This window comes from Colwellia psychrerythraea, assembly GCF_000764225.1.
Lineage (GTDB): Bacteria > Pseudomonadota > Gammaproteobacteria > Enterobacterales > Alteromonadaceae > Colwellia > Colwellia psychrerythraea_D.
The window spans coordinates 129,323-149,840 of record NZ_JQED01000015.1 but is presented as its reverse complement, the minus strand read 5'-3'; the positions used below and the strand labels follow the sequence as shown (position 1 = coordinate 149,840).

Genomic DNA, 20,518 nt, shown 5'->3' with positions numbered 1-20,518 from the left:
AGCACTTGATGAAAAGGCGCTTATCGCGCCTTTTTTGTGCCTGAAATCTGGAGGTGTGATTTGTCTTAGAGGTGAAGTCATGCTGTACGAGCATGTTGAATGTTAACTTGTGGTATAGCTTTTCGGACCACAGTGCTCAGACTTTTTTCTTACTAATATTTTCACAGTCATAGGCATCACAATATAAGAAATAATCGGCACGATAATAGCGACGACAATAGAAACTTGCAGTAGTTTGCTATTGGGAAGATAAGGGCTAATCCAGGTAGGAATAAAATATACTAAAGGCACTAGCGTGATATAATTAATCACTGCAAGCAAGTGTTTGTTAGGTGGTTTCATACATAACTCCAAATATTATAATTAAACACTGTTAGCTACTGCATATTGACCGATAGTGAACCATCATCCAGTATCCCACTATTATGTCTTATGGCTGATTTTCACCCACCACGACTATTTCTACCTCGCTAGTGGCTAAAATATCGGTTTTATAGCTACGAATTAAATCACCTTCTTCGGCACTAAAGTGATTGTTTTCATCTGTGAAGTCCGCTGTGCCCATACTGACATAGGCAAGAATCTCTTCATTAAAATTTATATTTTCACCCGCAGTTAAGCGCACGATATCTATGGTTGTTTTACTCGAAAACGTTTCATTTTGATTCTTTTGGCCAGCTGATTTTTTACCGCCATAAATACGGTTGATACCATTTGCCTTTAATGGGTAATGCTTATAACCCGCTGGCTCTCCTGCCACTTCAGGTAATACCCATAATTGCAGCATGCGGTTTTTAGTGCTGTCAGGATTTATCTCGTTGTGTGAGAACCCTTCACCACCAGCACGCTGCACTTGTACTTCACCCGCTATTAAACTTTGTCCATGCTCTAAAGAGCCTTCGTGGCTTACTCGACCCGACAGCATGATCGAAATCACATCAATCTCTTTGTGAGGGTGCATGTGAGTCTCACCGCGAGGGTTAAACTGTGCGTCAGCTAAATAAACAAAATTGCCAATACCATCAAAAGTATTAGGGGCTTTGCGTGAGCCAAAAACACGACGATCCGTTACTAAACGATGTTCGGTTAGGCCGGCAAAACCGCCTAATGGTAGTGATTTTTTGCTAAGTACTTGCATGCTCTGCTCCTAGTCATGAGATAAGTTGTTTCAGTGAGTACAATGTTAAGTGTTATGCATTGTTTGATAAATACCGCTTTATTGATATGATAATTTCATTATCAACAACAATGCTTGCGTATTGATAGGTCTGTTTGAGCCTTATCAATGTGGGCTTATCTAAGTCTCTATGGATTAAGGAATGTTATGAAACATGATTTAAATGACATGATGATCTTTTTAGCGGTTATAGAAGCGGGGAGTTTTACTCTTGCTGCAGACAGACTTGGAATGCCTAAAGCTAACGTCAGTCGAAAAGTATCGCGTTTAGAGAAAAACCTTAATGTTATTTTACTCGAGCGGTCCACACGATCTCAGCATTTAACTGAGGCGGGGCGACGTTATTTAGCACACTGTAAACGCATACACACAGAACTCGATTTAGCGACAGCCTCAGTATGTGAGCTTTTTCACAGTTATGCTGGTGATTTAAAAATTGGAGCATCTGTTGCGACGGGCCAACAAATTTTAAGACCGGCCATAAGCAGGTTTATGCACCAGTACCCTGATCTTAAAGTACAACTCAATATCGTTAATAGGCGGGTAGATTTTATTGAAGAGGGCTTTGATGTAGTCATTCGCATTGGGCAGTTAAAAGATTCTATGCTAATGGCAAAAAAATTAGGCACAGTTAGCCGAAAAATATTCTCCAGCCCAAGTTATTTAGCCAAACAAGGTAATCCAGGTAGGGTCGAGAATTTATCTGAGCATCAGCTGTTAATCATGAACCCACTTAATAATTCAGGCAGTTTTCCAGAAAATAATGACTTCAAACTCAATTTACTCTCAGCAACAAGTGAAGGCATCACGGTGCACTGTCAGCCTCGCTTATTAGTTGATGATTTCTCCATACTTAAACAAAGTATTGTTGATGGGGTGGGCATTGCTGTGCTCCCCGATTATATGTGTCGACAAGAAGTAGCAGCAGGACAATTAGTTAATATTCTGCCCGATTGGGGCATGGCCAAAGTTGATGTGTATGCCCTTTACCCAAAACATCGAGCCAAAATACCTAAAGTTAGAGCTTTTATTGATTTTGTTAGCAAGCTTTATAGTGAAGTCTTACAGTAAAGCGACCTTATCTATTGATTTTTATATTAGTTATGGGTTTAATCAATTAAGTACTAAACTGAGTTAATATCATTCGTATTATATAAAAATAATGGAGATAGTATGCAAGGATCTATATATACAGCATTTTCAGATATGATTGTTGAGCAAATGGGCATGGAGCAGTGGAATGAGTTAATTGAGCAAACCAACCCTCCATCACACGGAATATATACAAGTGGCGAGCAATATCTAGATAGCGAATTGATTAATATGGTGGTTGCTCTATCGACTAAAACTGGTATTGAAATTGAAGTATTAATCGAAAAGTTTGGTCGTTATTTATTTAAAAAATTATATGATACAAGCCCAGTAGACATCTCCACAATCGATAGCTTAAAAAGTTTCTTGCTGGCTATAGACAACCTTATTCATGTCGAAGTAAAACGCCTTCACCCTAAAGCTTATTTACCTACTTTTGAGTATGAGACGGTAGATGATAAGACTCTCATAATGTATTACAGCTCTAAGCGTAAATTATGTCATGTGAGTATTGGACTAATTCTGGGGGCCGCTGATCAGTTCAATGAAAAAGTATCAATCGACCATCCTGAATGTATGCACCAGGGTGCTTCGCGCTGTAAATTAGTCGTAAGCTTTGAAGGTTACAATGAATAACCCAGATCCCTATAGAATTGCCTACGAGCGAGAGAGGCAGGCGAGATTACTTGCTGAGCAGTTATTAAATGATAAAACGCGTAGTCTTTACGACAACTGCATTCAGCTCGAGTCTACTGTCAAAGAATTAAGAACAACTCAGCAACAGCTCATACAATCTGAAAAAATGGCCTCAATAGGCCAACTTGCTGCAGGCGTTGCTCATGAAATAAACAATCCAATAGGATACTCAATCAGTAATTTATCTATGTTGTCTGAGTATTTCGACTCTTTTTTAATGCTAGATGAACTCATGATAGCTCACTTACCTTCCTTAGCATCACAAGATATTGCACAAGCATATCAACAATTGAGGGAACAAGAAGACATTGATTATATAAAAGGCGATATAAAATCGATGTTAGCTGAAACAGATAAAGGCTTAAATCGAGTTAAAGAAATAGTTAGCAATTTGAACAAAGTAAGTCACTCAGGTACTTTTGAAAAAGAGCCTTGTGATATTAACGCACTTATTGATGAGTCGCTTAAAGTTGTTTGGAATGAACTGAAATATTGTTTAACAGTGAGTAAGCATTTTAAACCGTTACCTAAAGTTTATTGCCATCCAGGTGAAATAAATCAAGTGCTGTTGAATTTATTTATCAACGCGGCTCATGCAACAAAAGATAAAGGTGTGTTAGACATTTCTACTGGTATCGTAAAAAAAGAGGGAAAGGGATACTTAACGATTGAAATCAGTGATCATGGTGTAGGTATACCTCAGGATATAATCAATAAAATTTTCGATCCTTTTTTTACCACTAAACCTATTGGTGTTGGCACAGGGTTAGGTTTATCCGTCTCTTTTGGCATCATCGAAAAACATGAAGGTAAACTAGAGGTAACAAGTCAGGAAAATGAAGGCACTACCTTTACTATTTATTTACCTTATTAGTGGTTAATTCAATCATTGCCTAAGCTTCAAATGAGCTAGCTTTCATGATTCAAACACTACCCAATGTGCACTTCGACTGCTAACGGGGTTATAATACTTTTGTATTTAATGAGTTATATAGCGAACTATGAAAGACTGTAATCAATGCGGAAAATGTTGTATCAAGTACGGGGGAGAAGACCTTAGTGCCACCAAAGAAGAAATTGACCTGTGGGAGATATTTAACCCTGATATATTCAAGTACGTAAAAAACAACGAGATATGGTTTGATCCTGAAACAGGAAAAAAGCAAACAAGTTGCCCCTTTCTCGAGATTGCCGTGAAGAAAAGTCCACTCGAGAAAAACATGTATACCTGCAGTATATACTTAGACAGACCTGAAGATTGTCGTCATTATCCTAGCCTTATTGCTGAAATGATTAGAGATGAATGTGAAATGATTGAAGTCATAGATATAACTAACCCCAAAAAAGCACAAGTGAAATTAGATAGTTTAATGGAAGGTAGTCGTCCAGCAAGTTTTACTTAAGCAGTCGCCAGTTATTTTTCTCAACCCAGCAACGCGGCGATAACTTCTGCATTGCTGAGCTAATAGGTGTTATGCGGTTGCACCAGATTTAGGATTAACGCCATAATCATTTGTATCATGTCCATCTTGCGCTAAGAATACGATAAGCACAATAATACCGATGACAGGAACTAATACTATTAACTGCCACCAACCTGAACGGCCTGTATCATGTAATCTTCGTGCCGCGATACTGATACTGGGAATTAATAGTCCAAGACCTACCAATGCGGAAATAACTTCCAAACCAAGAATCCCTAAAACAACATTGATAATTATATAAATAAGTATGAACATCCAGTATTCTTTTCTACGAGCTCTGCCAGTAAAGTCAGCATATTTTTTTAGTGCGCCTATAAAATAATCCATTATTGGACTCTCCTTATTGTTTATTATATTTAAACTAAAACGTGATAGTTTGCATCGATACTCTAGTTAATCAAAGACATAAGGGCAAGCACTATACTCATTAAAGGCATCGTGCCAACGTTGAACGTCATTGGCACGTCTCCAACGGGCATGATAAAACTGCATCAAACAGGTGCCTTGTTTTAACTTGATGACAAGCGTATCAAATTCATTTACCTCGTCATATTGGGGGTATGTATCGGTAATGCCCCATGACTTTGCCTGATTGTTCTGAGCAAAATCATGCCAAAAGGCATCAATATCATTCCACTCATTTTTGTCGGCATTCCAAGCCTGAAGCACCCCTGAGTCGCTTTTATTAACAAAACCATGCTCAGGCTCTTCTGCATGGATACTGCTAGTTATGAAACAAAGTAAAATAAAAAATATTGATTTCATTGATGGCTCCTAGTAACTGTTTGCCATATTGAGAGGCAAGTAATAGTTTTCAACATGTGAGGCCTAGCGGAGTATAGCCAACTTTTACAAGTCTGGTTCAATTCGCTAGTTTGGTTTTTATCGCTATAGAAAATTTATATTTTGATTACTACTGATTATAATTGAACAGCTTCTGATAGCAAAAGTTAAATAGTTATAGTCTGCGAATGAACTTTAATCCACCTTAATTAGTTGAAATATCAATATAATTAAAAAAGCATTATGTTGAATTTATCTGAAAATAAATTCAATTGTTATTAGCTCAACAAAGATTTTTATTTAGTAAGTAGATGAGGCTTTTCACTGTTAATCACTTCTGATAACCATCGGGTAAAAGCAATCATAGGAGCATAGCTAAGCTTGTCATTAGGGGTAACTAAGTAGTAGCCATTATCGGTGCGTTGGGCTTTGTTACAAATTACCTGCAACTCACCTCGTTGTAATTCACTTTCAACTAAAAATTTTGGTAATAGTGCTACGCCTAGTCCTGCCACTGCAGCATTAGTCGCAATGGAGAATTGTTCAAAATGCATATCTTGTAGTGTTTTTTTCTTTGTTTGCTCTTTGGTTAGTGAGCTAACTTTATGCTCATCAAACCAGCGCGGCCATGCATTAGGCCTAGTTGTTATATGCAAAAGCGGTAAATGAATTAGACTGGCACAAACATTATCGGTTTTTGCCAATTGGGCTTGTTCGAATAACTTAGGTGAGCACACAGGAACACTTTCTTCGGCCATTAAAAAAGTGCAATTGGCTTTTGACCAGTCAGCTTTACCAAAATGAATGGCGCAATGAATATCCTCGTGAGAAAAATCAAATTGTGAAAGTTTGCATACCGTGTTGATAGTTACGCGAGGATGTTTTGCTAAAAAATCGGCTAGTCTCGGCATTAACCAGCGAGAACCAAACATGGGTAATATTGCAATATTAAGTATGCCACCTTCGGGATTGGTCATGAGGTTTAATGTAGCAGAACGTATATGACTTAACGCTGAATTGACTTCTTTAGCGTAAGTTTTCCCTGCTTCGGTGAGTGATATATTCTGTTTATGACGGTGAAACAAATTCACACTTATTTGCAGCTCTAGCGCATTCACTTGGCGGCTAATCGCCCCTTGCGTTAATGCTAGCTCTTTTGCTGCGGCAGTAAAGCTGCCTGTTCTTGCTGCAGCATCAAAGGCAGCCAACATACTGGTACTGGGTAGTAGCTTTTTTGATTGTGGACTTTCAGTAGGCAGTGAGGTCATTGGCTAAGTAATTCATTGTGTAATAGGTATTGAAGTAATAATTAATAAGCTGACGGTCATTAATAAGCCCGCGTTACATGCTTGCCAGTATATCTAAGAGAAAGGTTCAGTTTATTACTTAACATCAAAAAAGTTCTCGAAAGACACTTTTTTATTAAGGTTATTACCAAAGCTCATGACTTGGTGATTTTTACTCGTTTGATTCATGTGATGCTTTCTTTGAAAATTAGCGCATAAAATAGTTAATTTTGTACTCATATTTTCAATAACTTTAAACAAAAGTGTCAACTCATTAATATATTGAGTTTGCACAAGAGAGCCTTGTTATGACTAATTCCACCTCTAAAGATTCAGCCAATAAAGCGCAACATATTGATGTGGCTTTACTCGATCCAAAAGAGCTTAACCCCAGTGACTGTCAGCCTAATAGTTTAGTGCTAGATGGTAATGTTCATGTTCGAAAAAGAGGGATTAGTGATGTAAGTGAAGTCGACATAAATGACATGATGGATGTATATCACTACAGTGATGATGTTCGCCAAACTATAAAAGATGAAAAACTACTGTCACCAGGTTTACTGAGCCGTTTACATGCGTCTTATCCTCAACACTCGGGTCTGTTAGATAAAGAACCCCATATGTTTGATGAGAAAGATCAATACACTGGGCTTTCAGGCTTTCGCCGTGTTGTTGAAATTCTTGAAGCGAATAATATTGATATTGGCGATATTGAAGAGCGTGAACTTTTCATCGAGGTGTACCGCTTTTTAGCCACCAAACACAGTTTAAATAGCATTGACTGGACTAACTTTTATGAAGACTCTGTCTTTCAATTAGTGATGCCACAACCAAATATGATTAACCAAGAAACCGTTGATGAATATTTAGCGGCAAGTGTGGCCGAGAAAAAAATAATAGTTGCCCAGTATCAAGAAAGAACCAGCCCGCATGATGGCAACCAGCAACTCAATAAACCTTGGTTTGAAAATGAGCAAGGTGAAATAGAGTTTCTTGATGGTAGTCAGCATAAATACCCACAGTGTCAGTTGATTTTTGATAAAACCACCCAAAACTGTTTTTCATTTTGTACTTACTGTTTCCGTCATGCACAAGTTCGTGGTGATGAAGATATGTTTATCCAAAAAGAAATTGATCAAATTCATCGTTACTTAAAAGTGCATAAAGAAGTCACTGATATGTTAATTACTGGTGGTGACGGCGGTTATATGCCGGCTAGTCGTTTTGAACAATATGTTACGCCATTAATGGAAGATAGAGATTTATTGCACATTAAAACAGTTCGCCTTGCTACGCGTGCCTTAACTTTCCAGCCGGAAATGATTCTAAGTAGTAAATACGATAACATGTTAGCGGTATTTGATAAGTTACATGAAAATGGTATTCAACTGGCATGGATGGCGCATTTTTCTACACCACGTGAATTATTAAATCCTACAACGATTGCTGCTATTCGTCGCTTGCAACGCCATGGTGTGGTTATTCGAAGTCAAAGCCCTATGATGAATCATATCAGTTTATTCGAGCATGAAGACGGCTCTATCGATATAGATCGCAGTGCGCAAAACTGGATTGATTTATCTAATATCTTAGCAACCATGCTCATCAGCTTTCATTCTATGTATTGTGCTAGACCAACAGGTGAACATCATTACTTTACCGCGCCGCTAAGTGCCGTTAGTCAAATATTTGATAAAATATACCGTGAGTTACCATCAATAAATCGCCCATCACGCCATCTCTCTATGACGACTTCAGCGGGTAAGATTTCGATTATGGGCGAGTGTGAGGTTGGTGGAGAAAGAGCCTTTGCATTGATGTTTACCGAAGGGCGAAACATGAAATGGATGGATAAAGTATTTTTAGCAAAATATGATGAAACTACTAACGATGTAAAATTACTCAAACCATTTGATACTGACAAGTTTTTCTTTGAGGATGAACTTGAGACAATTGAGAATGATTTAGCTCAAGCATTAACCAAAAGATTACAACAATAATATTTGTGATAATTTAATCGTTATCATTGAGTAAACTTACTCCAAAGCCCTGTTCAAAATGCAGGGCTTTTTTTTACTAAAATCTCTAGATAAATGGGGAGAGCCGACCAGCTTAATTTTTTCTTTCTTTTAATTCTCCTCTTGGTCGATTATGTAGCAAGGTACTTTTTAGGTGAGCAACCTAAATGTTTCTTAAAAGCAGTTATAAAAGCCGATGTCGATTCATAACCCAACTCAAAAGCGATATCAACAAGTTGCGAATTGCTGTTAAGTAATTCTAATGATTTAAGTATTCTCAGTTTTTGCTTCCATCGACTAAAACCCATACCATAATTTTGATTAAATAACCTATTTAAGGTGCGACTTGATGCACCTACTTTTTGAGCCCATTGCTCAACGGTAAGTTTATTGGCGGGTTCTTGGTTTAAAGTTTCAATGATAGGCAAAAGTCTTTTATCTTGAATGGTTGGCATAAAAAGTTGATGACTTTTTGCCATCGCTAAGCGATCTAATAATACTAGCAGGAAACGTTGTGTTTCTGCTGTTTCTTTATAGTCTTCAGGCCAGTTTGAAATCTCTAATATCAATGATTTTAATAAAGGATCTACCGTTAACGGACGTACTTCATTACCTAATGCTTCACTTAACACTGGGTCGATATATAAACTACGGTAACTGACCTTGTTTTTACAAAAGTGTTGATGCGCCATACCAGGTGGGAGCCACAATGCTTGCTCTGGCGGAATAACAAATACACCTGCATCAGTTTCAATATGCATAACACCAACACAGGAATAAGATAGTTGCGACCATGGATGAGAGTGGCTAATAATCTGTGTCATCGGCTTAAATTCTGCCGATAAAGGTAATACAGAGCGAGGCAAACTTGGGTAAAGCCTGCTAGGACTTTCTTGATGCCACGTGCTTTTTGTCTGAATTGATAAACTAACTGTCATAATTGTCACTTTTGGTCATGCTGAAAGCATCATATAATGGTCGGTGTAGTGACACAAGTTGAGCGTATTAAAAATACTTAGGTAGTGACACTTTTTAACTTAAATGGAGTTAAAAAGTCGAATTACTGCATGTGAACTACTTCATCGAGTGATTGAATATCAGTAACTGAGCGTTAGTTAATTTAAGGCAATAGATTCAATGGAAAAAGTAACCGCAGAAAAAGCAACATCCGTTTTAGCTGAGCAGGGTAATACATGGCATAGCCCTTTTGTTTTTTTAGCGATTGCCAGCATTGTCATGTCAGTAACTTTTGCCGGCTGGATGGCGATGCTCAATAACTTTGTTATTGAGCAAGCCGCGTTTACCGGGGCTGAAATAGGTATGTTGCAGTCTTTAAGAGAAATCCCTGGCTTCTTAGCTTTCACTGCTATTTTTGTCTTACTGGTATTTTCCGAACAAGTCTTTGCTTTAATCGCTTTGTGTTTATTATCCATAGGCGTTGCTGCTACAGGGCTATTTCCCAGCATTTACGGCCTATACGCAACAACGGTATTGATGTCTATTGGTTTTCATTATTACGAAACATTAAATACCTCATTAAGCTTGCAATGGTTTAAAAAAGATGAGGCTGCGGCCAAGCTTGGTCAATTGATGTCAATAAAATCTGCAGCTTCATTAACTTGTTATGCTTTGATTTGGCTGGGGTTCAGTGTTTTCTCCGCTAATTATCAAGTGATGTATTTATTTTTTGGTTTAAGTGGTTTATTACTGACGTTATGGCTAGCATTTACAATGCCTAACTTTCCTATAGAGCATCCACAACATAAAAAAATAATTTTAAGAAAACGTTATAGTTTGTATTATTTACTGACCTTTTTATCGGGAGCACGTAGACAAATATTTGTTGTTTTTGCTGGTTTTCTTATGGTTGAAAAATTCGGCTACAGTGTTCAACAAATCACTGTTTTGTATATGATTAATCATGTTGTTAACTTCTTTTTAGCACCCAAAATAGGAGTTTGGATTGCAAAAGTAGGGGAGCGTAAAGCGCTGGCGCTAGAGTATATTGGCTTGATTACTGTTTTTGTTGGTTATGCATTGGTTGAGTCGGCTAATATGGCTGCAGCGCTTTATGTGATCGACCATTTATTTTTCGCCATGGCTATTGCTTTAAAAACCTATTTTCAAAAAATTGCAGACCCGAAAGATATTGCTTCAAGTGCCGGGGTAAGCTTTAGTATTAATCATATTGCTGCTGTTGTGATCCCTGCGACTTTCGGTTTAATTTGGCTTTATGATCATTCGTTAGTTTTTTATGCGGGCGCATTTATCGCGTTACTGTCTTTAATAGCAAGCAGGTTTGTTGATACTAAACAAAGTGCTTGAACAAACGCTGTCTAGAAAGCTAACCAGTTAAAACTATTATCGGTTGCTAAGAGTGCTAGGTATTGCTAGCTACTTTATTTTTCGCGGGTAAATGTTCTTGTTTTATATCTGACAAGGCCGCTTTTAAAAAATGATAAAAACTTTGAATGCGGACACTATGTTTTAAATCTTTATGGTACACGAACCAGATTGACTCACCGGTATTGGGAATGTCTAAATCTATTTTAACCATTGATGGATTTAGACTCGCTTGATGATCGCTCAAAGGTCCAATACCCATACCTGTAATTACTGCGTCGTGTATATCTGAGAAGTTATTACTTTGAAAAACTATTCTGTTTTTATCAATTTTATCGACAATATAATTAACAAAAGGAATTCGATATTTTTCAGGTGTCGGTAATACCCAATGATGATCGTTAAATTCATGGATGCTTTTAGGCTGACCGAATTCATCAATATATTCTTGTGTTGCATGATATGCTGTTTGCAGTTGGATTAGGTTTTTAACAACAAGATCAACGCCAACAGGACTTGGACCCGCGCGTAAAGACACATGCGCAGCACCTGAGTCGAGTGGTACAATGTCATCAGTGGAAATAAGTTTAAGCCGTATTTTAGGGTACTTTGTTCGAAAAGCTTTTAATGCGGGAGTGATCACCGGAGAGAATGAGCTGACGGTGGTAATTCTTAATTCACCACTAATATCACCCTCTACATTTTGAAGTTTATTTTCTAAACTGGAAAATCTCGCCAGCACTTCGGGCATTTCGTCCATTAAAACACAGCCAGCATCGGTAAGTTTGTACCCTCGTTGATGGCGAATAAAAAGCTTAACTTCAAGTGCTTGTTCTAATTGATTGATACGTCTTAATACGGTGGCATGATTTATTCTAAGGGACACGCCTGCTTGACTTAAGCTGCCGTCGATAGCGACTTGATACGCAATTTTATAATCATCCCACGAGATATCTTTCATGTTACACCTGGTTATTTACACTATATAAAAGTTGTTGAGTTGTGCATATATGCACAATAGTTTCGCATTTATTGATGTTTTTTAATAGGGGGGAGTTCGATATAGTGGCCTTAACTACTTACAAAGGTTTTGTTAGCACTTTGATTAATATGCTGACTAATAGATAGATTACATCATGAATAATAATATATTAAAAAATACCGAAGACAGCTATGGCCTCATTGCCATAATGTTTCATTGGCTTATGGCGATAAGTATATTTTCCTTATTTGGCTTAGGTCTCTATATGGTTGAATTAACATACTACGACGCCTGGTATAAAGGCTCGTTAGATTTACATAAAAATATAGGTATGACGCTTTTTGTTGCATTGATGCTAAGAATCGTTTGGCGCATGGTTAATGCTACGCCAAAAAGTGCTGATAATTCTGCGAGTAAAATTGAAGTGAAAGCTGCACACTACGCACACATAGCACTATATTGCTTGATGGTCGTTTTGATGATGAGTGGCTTTTTGATCTCAACAGCCGATGGCAGAGCAATTGATGTTTTTGGTTTAGTATCGATTCCCGCATTGCCCATTGAGTTTGCTAACCAAGAAGATCTTACTGGTTTTGTTCATGAAGTTTTAGCATGGAGCTTAATTGTGCTCAGTGCTGGCCACGCACTTGCAGCACTTAAACATCACTTTATTAATAAAAATAATACCTTAGTACGTATGGTTAAAATACTTCCGAGAAAATAATTAGATTAGATAAAGACTTAGAAATACCTGAATAATATTGAATTGAATCAATAAATAAAGAACAAATTAACTTATCTATAGCGGTAAATTAATTCATTTACTGTTGATTTACACTACAGCCCTTTTAAATTAAGAATAGACAAGGAACATCACATGAAAAAAACATTAATGACTACGACGCTAGCAAGCACATTTTTAGCAAGCTCGCTATTGGCCACTTTAGCGCCGACTACAGTACTTGCCGCCGATTATAAAGTTGACGTAAAAGGGGCACATGCTTTTGTGCAATTTAAAATCAAACATCTTGGTTATAGCTGGTTGCTTGGTCGTTTTAATACCTTTGATGGCGATTTCTCTTATGATGATAAGTTACCAAACAATGCAAATATCAATATTGAAATAGACACAAAAAGTATTGATTCAAACCATGCAGAGCGTGATAAGCACCTTAAAGGTAAAGACTTTCTAAACGTTAGTAAATTCCCTAAAGCAACGTTTGTAAGCAAAAATATTAAATTTAGTGACGATGAAAATGCTATTGTTACCGGTGAGTTTACCTTGAAAGGCGTAACTAAAACTATTTCATTTCCTGTTGTAAAAATAGGTGAAGGACAAGATCCTTGGGGTGGTTATCGTGCTGGTTTCTCTGGTACCACCAGCTTTAAGTTAGCTGATTATGGTATTAGCTATAATTTAGGTCCAGCCTCAACACATGTTGAAATGGCATTACATATTGAAGGTGTAAGAATTTAGTCCTGTCTTTTCTTATGCTCACTCGCTCGGAGCCAGCAAATCGCTGGCTTTTTTAATTGCTTATATAATCCCTTTTGCAGTCGCTTTAGATTAAAAAGAACTTTAAAATTATTGTCACTTTAGCTTTTTTCTCTTGCAATGTTTTTTGCAAAAGCTATCTCAAATTGAAAATATCATCTTCACCGTTGAACTTCCTTATATAAACTGAGTAATAGCATAACGTCGATAAATAAAGGGCTAAATAAATTTTCAAGCTTACCTGTATACCTTGGTATATCAATTGCATTTTAGCTGTTATTCAAGGCTTACTCGCTTTGAATTTACAAGCGAGAACTCAATTTAGCTATTTCCTTTTATATTTTCCAGCAGGAGGAAGCGGATGTTAAAAGAAAAAAGTGTTCTTATAGTTGATGATGAAAAAGGTGTTCGACAGGCATTAAAAAGAGGCATACATCGCCAATTTAATAGAGAAGAAAATAGAGTCTCTATTAGTGAGGCGAGCAATGGTAAAGAAGCAATTGCTTCGGCAAACAGTTTTCTTCCTGATTTAATTATTATGGATATGCGCATGCCGATAATGGATGGTTTAAAAGCTTGCCGTATTTTAAGAAATGATAACAAGTTTTCTGCAACGAAAATCATGATGTTAACGTGTGAAATATCTGAGGAAGGTGCAGGTTTACTCTCTGGCGCAGATGACTATATTATCAAACCTTTTGACATAAAAACTTTGCTTATTCGTATTGAAAATAGTTTATTTAATCAAAGCGCAAACAAGACGACAGCTTATATTGAATATGATGGTATTTTAACTAAACATCAATTTATAGAGTATTGGCTAGATTATGAAATATCACGCGCACAACGATTTCAGCACTCCTTAAGTTTGCTGATGATAAAGATGGAAATAATCGGTAGGAAATCATCTTTTTTAAATAAAGACACAGAAATGAGCACCTTATTAAAGCGCAGATCATCAGACCTATTAATAAAGTGGGGCGAAAATACTTTTGCCATTTTATTAATCGAAACGAGTGCCGATGATGCTATTTTACTCGCGAAGCGGATTACTTGGTTAGCCAAAAAGAGCCCTTATCTAACTCTGCCTAGTTTAGGCATTGCCAACTTAGAGGGCACTCTCAATGATGACTTGATAGTCAATGCTGAACATTCTTTAGCTGCATCAATAAGTACTGGAAAAATTGTATTAAATAGACTGGTGGTCAACTTGTAGTGCATTCAATGTTTTTTCCTATTAAAAAAGAGCGGTAAATGTTCTTTTTTAATAAGCACCTACTATCAATGATATTGTTATGGTAACCATGCTACAAATATTGTAGCATGGTGTTTTCTCTTTGTAGTAGTAACTATGACAATACCATTTCCCGGATTAGAAGTGCGTGGTTCAAAATCGGGTAAGCCTATTATGGCATTACTGGATTTACTTGGCCGCACTTGGTCGTTAGGTATTATTTGGCATTTACACAGTGGTCCTGCAACGTTTAGAGAGTTACAACAACGCTGTGAGAAAATTTCACCCACCTTGTTAAATACGCGAATAAAAGAACTTAAAGCATTACAACTTGTTGAATGCAAAGGAGTTGGTTATCAATTAACTCATCAAGGTCGTGACCTATTTGACATTATTTCTCCGTTAGGAAGCTGGTCTTCTCGATGGGCACAAGTACTTAAGGAAGACAGTAAGTAATGACATTAGCGTATGGCAATATGCCATTAGATAGAGCGACTAACCAACGAAAAAATAAGCGCTGGTTAGCCGCAGAATTTAGCCGTAAAGAGACGCTATTTTGCGTTATTAATGATGGCCAATGTCTCTTTGAACAAGGTGATGTTCTTTCGCCGATTTATCTTAGTAAATCACAAGTACCTACAGTAAGTGTGGAAAGCTGTATTTACTTAGGTAAAGGAGAGCTAAAAGAACCAAGTCTTGCTCTTGAGAAGAGAGAAAATGACCGTTTAGATATTACTATTACCGGTAATAGTAATACTCGTCAGTCTTCAGCAATTTCAATTTTTGCTATCGATTTTGATAAATTACGCTTTTCAACACAAGAAGTATTATGTGAATTGGGGCAATGGCAAGGATTAAGAAAAGTGACTGCCAGCTTATCAGCCATTGATGCTTCAATATTAGCGTTGGCTAAAGGTTTAGTACATTGGCATAAAAGTCATCAATTTTGCGGCCAATGTGGGCATGTCAACCGTTCAGTAGAAGCGGGGCATGCAAGGCGATGCTCTGATTGTCGGAATATGAGTTTTCCTCGCACCGATCCTGCGGTGATCATGTTGGTAGAAAAAATGTTCGCTGATGGTATTCCACGGTGCTTATTAGGTCGGCAAGCTAGTTGGGCTGAGGGAATGTACTCAACATTAGCAGGCTTTGTTGATCCTGGTGAAACGCTTGAGCAAGCGGTAATTAGAGAGGTCGTTGAAGAAACAGCGATACATGTTGAAAATCCACAGTATATTGCCTCACAGCCATGGCCATTTCCTGCCTCGGTTATGTTAGGTTTTACTGCAGTGGCTACTTCAGACAATATTGATATTAGCCAAGATGATTTAGAAGATGCTCAGTGGTTTTCCCGCGAGCAACTCGCTAACTTTGGCGTTAATAGTTTAGTAAACGAAAAGCAAGATGTTCTTGATAAGCCAGAATACAAAATGAGTAGTGTTGATTCAATTTCGTCTTATTTGATCACGGCTTGGAAGAACAAAGAAATAGGACAATATTAGTAACATGCTAAAAGTGAAAAAAGGATAAAAAGGGAGGTTATTCTCCCTTTTTATCATTCGTTTGTTACTATCGTTTTACTTATTCTCTCTCGTGATAGTTTTTATGGTAGATAGCTACTGTACGTTCTCACTGTATTTTTCACTATACCGTTCAATGACCATGGCAATGCCTTGGCCCACACCGACACACATAGCACAAAGCGCATAACGCTTACCGCTACGCTCAAGCTGTTTTGTTGCTGTGATTAATAAACGTGTGCCACTCATGCCTAATGGATGACCCAAAGCAATTGCGCCACCTTGTGGGTTTAAACGTGCATCATCATCTTCAAGGCCCAATTCACGCGCACTGGCGAGCGCTTGTGCGGCAAAAGCTTCGTTGAATTCAATGATGTCCATATCGTCAATGCTAAGGCCCAAACGTTTTAATAGTTTAGCACTCGCTGGCGCTGGGCCAATCCCCATAATTTCTGGCGTAACACCAATAACAGCAGAGCCAAGTATTTTTGCTTTTGGGGATAAGCCATTTGCTAAGGCCGCCTCTTTACTAGCGAGAATAACCGCTGCTGCGCCATCATTTACGCCAGAGGTATTACCTACGGTAACTGAGCCTCCTTCGCGAAAAGGAGCTTTGAGACTTGCTAGTTTATCTAACGGGCTAAGGCGCAAGTGTTCATCGTTCTCAACGATAACATCGTCACCGCGACGTTTCGGGATAACCACAGGGACTATTTCTTCGGCAAATCGGCCCTTATTTTGTGCCTCTTTTGCTTTGCTTTGACTAGCAAATGCAAATTTGTCTTGCGCTTCACGGCTAATATTAAATTGCTCAGCAACATTCTCTGCAGTTTCAGGCATAGAGTCTGTGCCATAGGCAGTATGCAGTTTTTGATTTACAAAGCGCCAGCCTAAGGTGGTATCGAATAATTCCGCACTTCGTGAAAAAGCTGTTTCAGCTTTAGCCATGACCATGGGAGCGCGCGACATACTTTCAACTCCACCAGCAATTAACATCTCTGCTTCGCCAGCTTTGATTGCATTTGTCGCCATGGCGATGGCATTCATACCCGAGCCACATAAACGATTAATGGTACAACCCGCCACTTGAGTTGGGTAGCCTGCTAATAACAGTGCCATGCGAGAGACGTTACGGTTGTCTTCGCCAGCTTGGTTGGCACAGCCTAAAATAACATCATCTACTTGTGCTAAATCTAAGGTAGGATTTCTATCTTTTAATGCTTTAAGTGGAATGGCGGCTAGGTCATCAGCGCGTACTGATGATAAAGCGCCTGCATATTTTCCAATTGGCGTGCGTACGCCGTCACAGATGTAAACGTCTTTCATTTTTTATTTCCTTTGTAGGTTTCACTCCTTTGCTATGTGAATAATTTCGTTGTCAAAAGTACTCATTGATAGTCATCAACTCCGTACTTTTTCCTAGAAATTAATTCAAATATCTTTGAATTGAACTCCTACATCTTATAATTTAAGTCATTCCCAACGTGTTTGAGCGGGAATCCATTGTCCAATAACTACTGGAATAACAAAGCATGTTAAGCCATGTCTGGTTTTATGAGTTCAAAGCCATCCTTTAGTGCGCAAACTAAGTGATCAATTTCTGTTTTAGTCATGACGGTTGATAATGTTGCTGTGCAAGTATTTATCATCATAATGCCATTATCGAATAAATGATCGAGTAATTTTGTGATTAATTGGCTTTCTTTTTTATCGACATAAGCTTCACGATAGTTTTTAGGCGGCTGTGCTTTAAGGTGTATTCTAAACATACTGCCTGCACCAGTCACACATGCTTTAATACCGACATCGGCTATCGCTTGTGTAATGGCTTCTCTTGCATAGCTGGCAAGTTGATTAAGCTTGATAACGGCTGCTTGATCAAAGTCTTTCATGGCGGCTAAACCTGCTGTCATGGTAATTGGGTTGGCCGAGAAAGTACCTGAGTGAGGTAATAAAACCTTTGGCTCAGTTGGATCGAGTACTTTCATTACTTTATCACAACCCGCTAAAGCCCCTGCTGGGAAGCCACCACCAATCACTTTACCCATTGCCGTTAAGTCAGGCGTAACATCATAGTTTTGTTGAGCACCACTGTAATTAGTTCTAAAAGTAATGACCTCATCAAAAACTAAAAGTGATTTGTTATCACGGGTCCACTGATGTAATGCCTTAACAAAGTCATTACTGGCGGGAATTAGACCAACTCTATGAGGTAGTAAATCAACAAGAATACAGGCAATTTCATCTTTGTGTTGCTCTAAAATGTTAATTGCTCGCTCGGGATCGTTAAAAGGAATAACCACAACATCTTCTAATGCTTTTGCTGGTGTGCCAACAGCGACGGGAATACTGCTTGGTTTATCTTGTTCTCCCCAATTACTGGGGTTTGCTGTTTGGCTTACTTCAGCATAATCGTAAGCGCCATGGTAAGCACCTTCAACTTTGGCTATCTTGGCTTTACCTGTATAAGCACGTGATGCTTTTAGCATTGCCATGACCGCTTCGGTACCCGAATTTACAAACCTAATTTTATCAAAGCTAGATACTCGCTCGCATAAAAACTCAGCGTAGTTAACTTCAGCTTCAGTCGCCATAGTGAAACAGCTGCCTTTAGTCAGTTGTTCTGATACGGCTTCAACAATTGCCGGATAGGCATGACCATGAATTAATGAGGCCATGTTATTAGCAAAGTCGATGCGGGTAACACCTTCTATATCGGTAACATAACAGCCTTCACCTTTATCAGCGTAAAATGGATAGGGCTTTCTAAAAATAGTATTACGACTCACACCACCGGGTAAAACCTTCACTGCTTTGTTAAATAATGTCTCGCTTTTAGTCGTCATTAGTGCTGCGCCTTATCTGTGCTATTAACAATGTTTTTGTTGGCAAGTTCATTTTTTTGAGCAAGGCCATTAATTAATGCAACCCCTGTGCGTTCTTGCACGTAATCAAAGCTAATACCGGGGGCAAGTTCTATAAGTATCAAACCCTTTTCTGTGACATCAATGACAGATAAATCACTATAAATTCGGTTAACAACCTTTTGTCCTGTGAGTGGGAAAGTACATTCAGGTAATATTTTAGCTACGCCATTTTTGGTTGTGTGTTGGGTAATAATATAGATGGTTTTAACACCTGCTACTAAGTCCATGGCACCACCTACAGCAGGAATTGCATCAACGGCGCCAGTCGACCAATTGGCTAAATCACCTTTCATCGAAACTTGCATGGCACCGAGCACACAAACATCGATGTGATTGCCACGGATCATGGCAAAGCTATCACCATGATGAAAATATGAAGCACCAGGAATAGCGGTTACTGCTTTTTTACCGGCATTGATTAAATCAGCATCTAACTCTTCATCACTGGGAGAATCGCCCATGCCAAGTAGACCATTTTCTGTGTGGTAGATAACTTCTCTACCATCAGGAACATATTGAGCGACTTTTTCAGGGATACCTATGCCAAGATTTACATAGCTACCATCTTCAATATCTTGTGCACAGCGTTGCGCCATTTGCTCTCGATTCCAGCCTATTTGTTTGCTGGTTTCAATGCTTTGTCTTTCTGCTACTTGGCTCATGCTTGTGTTTCTCCTACGTTTACTTCTTTTATACTGCTTGTTGCTGGGTTGTTTGTTTGTGGATAAACAATGCCATCTTTCACTAGTTGAGATTCTTGCTGGGGGTGAGTCACCTCAATTAACGCATTAACGAATATGCCTGGTGTAATGACGTTTTCGGGATCAAGCACACCCAATTCAACCATTTCATTGACTTGTACTAAGGTGTTTTTTGCCGCCATCGCCATTATTGGCGCAAAATTACGGGCTGTTTTGTTAAATGTTAAGTTACCGTATCTATCAGCTTGTTTGGCTTTGATAAGGGCGAAGTCAGCTTTTAGACCGCGTTCCATAACATAATCATCGCCTTCAAAACGTCGACATTCTTTACCGTCAGCAAGTGGGGTTCCGACTGAGGTTTTAGTGAAAAATGCTGGAATGCCTGCGCCACCAGCACGAATACGTTCGGCTAATGTACCCTGAGGAACAAGCTCCAGTTCAATTTTTCCACTGCGATACAGCTCGGGGAAAACTAAAGAATTAGCCGTGCGCGGGTAGGAACAGATCATTTTAGCCACTTGACCATTTTCAATTAGCGCGGCTAAACCTACTCGGCCACTGCCGGTATTGTTATTAATCACGGTTAAGTTTTTTGCCCCATGATCGATTAACGCGTGAATCAACTCTATTGGACTACCTGCTTCACCAAAACCACCAATCATTACTGTATCGCCGTCTTTTATATCGGCAACAGCACTGGCGCAACTTGCTACTCTTTTATCAATCATTTAGCCCTACTCATATCATGTTCGTGTTATACCTAACGGAGCAATAAATACG

At 38.5% G+C, this 20,518-nt stretch carries 22 protein-coding genes; 11 read left to right on the top strand and 11 right to left on the bottom strand.

Annotated features, from left to right (window positions below):
• Window positions 1–102: 102 nt before the first annotated feature.
• Window positions 103–342: a hypothetical protein gene (locus tag ND2E_RS13840; RefSeq protein WP_033093270.1), complete on the bottom strand. Its 240-nt coding sequence runs from the start codon at window positions 340–342 to the stop codon at window positions 103–105.
• Between the two features lie 88 nt (window positions 343–430).
• Complete coding sequence (locus ND2E_RS13845; protein WP_033093269.1) at window positions 431–1,138, bottom strand: pirin family protein; 708 nt, start codon at window positions 1,136–1,138, stop codon at window positions 431–433.
• Between the two features lie 186 nt (window positions 1,139–1,324).
• On the opposite strand from ND2E_RS13845, the gene ND2E_RS13850 reads away from it, so the two are divergent.
• The 4 genes from ND2E_RS13850 (at window position 1,325) to ND2E_RS13865 (ending at window position 4,368) form a co-directional block, all read left to right on the top strand.
• Window positions 1,325–2,248, top strand: coding sequence for a LysR family transcriptional regulator (locus ND2E_RS13850; protein ID WP_033093268.1), 924 nt, complete (start codon window positions 1,325–1,327; stop codon window positions 2,246–2,248).
• A 102-nt stretch (window positions 2,249–2,350) separates the two neighbouring features.
• On the top strand, window positions 2,351–2,905 hold the full coding sequence (locus tag ND2E_RS13855) for a heme NO-binding domain-containing protein (RefSeq protein ID WP_033093267.1): 555 nt from the start codon (window positions 2,351–2,353) through the stop codon (window positions 2,903–2,905).
• Window positions 2,898–3,839 carry a sensor histidine kinase gene (locus ND2E_RS13860; RefSeq protein WP_033093266.1) on the top strand — a complete coding sequence of 314 codons (942 nt, stop codon included), beginning with the start codon at window positions 2,898–2,900 and terminating at the stop codon, window positions 3,837–3,839. The genes ND2E_RS13855 and ND2E_RS13860 overlap by 8 nt, the downstream gene beginning before the upstream one ends.
• A gap of 127 nt (window positions 3,840–3,966) precedes the next feature.
• The gene (locus ND2E_RS13865; RefSeq protein WP_033093265.1) at window positions 3,967–4,368 is read left to right on the top strand and encodes a YkgJ family cysteine cluster protein; all 402 of its coding nucleotides are present in this window, start codon (window positions 3,967–3,969) and stop codon (window positions 4,366–4,368) included.
• A 69-nt stretch (window positions 4,369–4,437) separates the two neighbouring features.
• On the opposite strand, the gene ND2E_RS13870 is transcribed toward ND2E_RS13865, so the two are convergent.
• The 3 genes from ND2E_RS13870 to ND2E_RS13880 all read right to left on the bottom strand — a co-directional run bounded on the left by ND2E_RS13870 (window position 4,438) and on the right by ND2E_RS13880 (window position 6,500).
• Window positions 4,438–4,776, bottom strand: a complete 339-nt coding sequence (locus tag ND2E_RS13870; protein ID WP_033093264.1) for a DUF805 domain-containing protein — start codon at window positions 4,774–4,776, stop codon at window positions 4,438–4,440.
• 66 nt (window positions 4,777–4,842) lie between these two features.
• Window positions 4,843–5,214, bottom strand: coding sequence for a hypothetical protein (locus ND2E_RS13875; RefSeq protein ID WP_033093263.1), 372 nt, complete (start codon window positions 5,212–5,214; stop codon window positions 4,843–4,845).
• A 314-nt stretch (window positions 5,215–5,528) separates the two neighbouring features.
• Entirely contained in the window at window positions 5,529–6,500 is a 972-nt protein-coding gene (locus ND2E_RS13880; RefSeq protein ID WP_033093262.1) for a LysR family transcriptional regulator, read from the bottom strand.
• 326 nt (window positions 6,501–6,826) lie between these two features.
• On the opposite strand from ND2E_RS13880, the gene ND2E_RS13890 reads away from it, so the two are divergent.
• Window positions 6,827–8,518 (top strand): hypothetical protein, encoded by a 1,692-nt coding sequence (locus ND2E_RS13890; protein WP_033093260.1) that lies wholly within the window; start codon window positions 6,827–6,829, stop codon window positions 8,516–8,518.
• 149 nt (window positions 8,519–8,667) lie between these two features.
• On the opposite strand, the gene ND2E_RS13895 is transcribed toward ND2E_RS13890, so the two are convergent.
• Window positions 8,668–9,474, bottom strand: coding sequence for an AraC family transcriptional regulator (locus ND2E_RS13895; RefSeq protein WP_033093259.1), 807 nt, complete (start codon window positions 9,472–9,474; stop codon window positions 8,668–8,670).
• Between the two features lie 199 nt (window positions 9,475–9,673).
• On the opposite strand from ND2E_RS13895, the gene ND2E_RS13900 reads away from it, so the two are divergent.
• Window positions 9,674–10,861: an MFS transporter gene (locus tag ND2E_RS13900; RefSeq protein ID WP_033093258.1), complete on the top strand. Its 1,188-nt coding sequence runs from the start codon at window positions 9,674–9,676 to the stop codon at window positions 10,859–10,861.
• 55 nt (window positions 10,862–10,916) lie between these two features.
• On the opposite strand, the gene ND2E_RS13905 is transcribed toward ND2E_RS13900, so the two are convergent.
• Window positions 10,917–11,840 carry a LysR family transcriptional regulator gene (locus ND2E_RS13905; RefSeq protein WP_033093257.1) on the bottom strand — a complete coding sequence of 308 codons (924 nt, stop codon included), beginning with the start codon at window positions 11,838–11,840 and terminating at the stop codon, window positions 10,917–10,919.
• 175 nt (window positions 11,841–12,015) lie between these two features.
• Between ND2E_RS13905 and ND2E_RS13910 the strand changes: the two genes are divergently transcribed.
• The 5 genes from ND2E_RS13910 to nudC all read left to right on the top strand — a co-directional run bounded on the left by ND2E_RS13910 (window position 12,016) and on the right by nudC (window position 16,092).
• Window positions 12,016–12,585: a cytochrome b gene (locus tag ND2E_RS13910; protein ID WP_190277817.1), complete on the top strand. Its 570-nt coding sequence runs from the start codon at window positions 12,016–12,018 to the stop codon at window positions 12,583–12,585.
• 153 nt (window positions 12,586–12,738) lie between these two features.
• On the top strand, window positions 12,739–13,338 hold the full coding sequence (locus tag ND2E_RS13915; protein WP_033093256.1) for a YceI family protein: 600 nt from the start codon (window positions 12,739–12,741) through the stop codon (window positions 13,336–13,338).
• Between the two features lie 379 nt (window positions 13,339–13,717).
• Complete coding sequence (locus tag ND2E_RS13920; RefSeq protein ID WP_033093255.1) at window positions 13,718–14,572, top strand: response regulator; 855 nt, start codon at window positions 13,718–13,720, stop codon at window positions 14,570–14,572.
• A gap of 135 nt (window positions 14,573–14,707) precedes the next feature.
• Window positions 14,708–15,046, top strand: coding sequence for a winged helix-turn-helix transcriptional regulator (locus tag ND2E_RS13925; protein ID WP_033093254.1), 339 nt, complete (start codon window positions 14,708–14,710; stop codon window positions 15,044–15,046).
• Window positions 15,046–16,092 (top strand): NAD(+) diphosphatase, encoded by a 1,047-nt coding sequence (gene nudC, locus ND2E_RS13930; protein WP_033093253.1) that lies wholly within the window; start codon window positions 15,046–15,048, stop codon window positions 16,090–16,092. Before ND2E_RS13925 ends, nudC begins: the two co-directional genes overlap by 1 nt.
• A gap of 114 nt (window positions 16,093–16,206) precedes the next feature.
• On the opposite strand, the gene pcaF is transcribed toward nudC, so the two are convergent.
• The 4 genes from pcaF to ND2E_RS13950 all read right to left on the bottom strand — a co-directional run bounded on the left by pcaF (window position 16,207) and on the right by ND2E_RS13950 (window position 20,466).
• Window positions 16,207–17,436 (bottom strand): 3-oxoadipyl-CoA thiolase, encoded by a 1,230-nt coding sequence (gene pcaF, locus ND2E_RS13935; protein ID WP_033093252.1) that lies wholly within the window; start codon window positions 17,434–17,436, stop codon window positions 16,207–16,209.
• 209 nt (window positions 17,437–17,645) lie between these two features.
• Entirely contained in the window at window positions 17,646–18,956 is a 1,311-nt protein-coding gene (locus ND2E_RS13940; protein ID WP_033093251.1) for an aspartate aminotransferase family protein, read from the bottom strand.
• On the bottom strand, window positions 18,956–19,699 hold the full coding sequence (locus ND2E_RS13945; protein ID WP_052056384.1) for a 3-oxoacid CoA-transferase subunit B: 744 nt from the start codon (window positions 19,697–19,699) through the stop codon (window positions 18,956–18,958). Before ND2E_RS13945 ends, ND2E_RS13940 begins: the two co-directional genes overlap by 1 nt.
• Window positions 19,696–20,466, bottom strand: a complete 771-nt coding sequence (locus ND2E_RS13950; protein WP_052056382.1) for a 3-oxoacid CoA-transferase subunit A — start codon at window positions 20,464–20,466, stop codon at window positions 19,696–19,698. Before ND2E_RS13950 ends, ND2E_RS13945 begins: the two co-directional genes overlap by 4 nt.
• Between the last annotated feature and the right edge of the window lie 52 nt (window positions 20,467–20,518).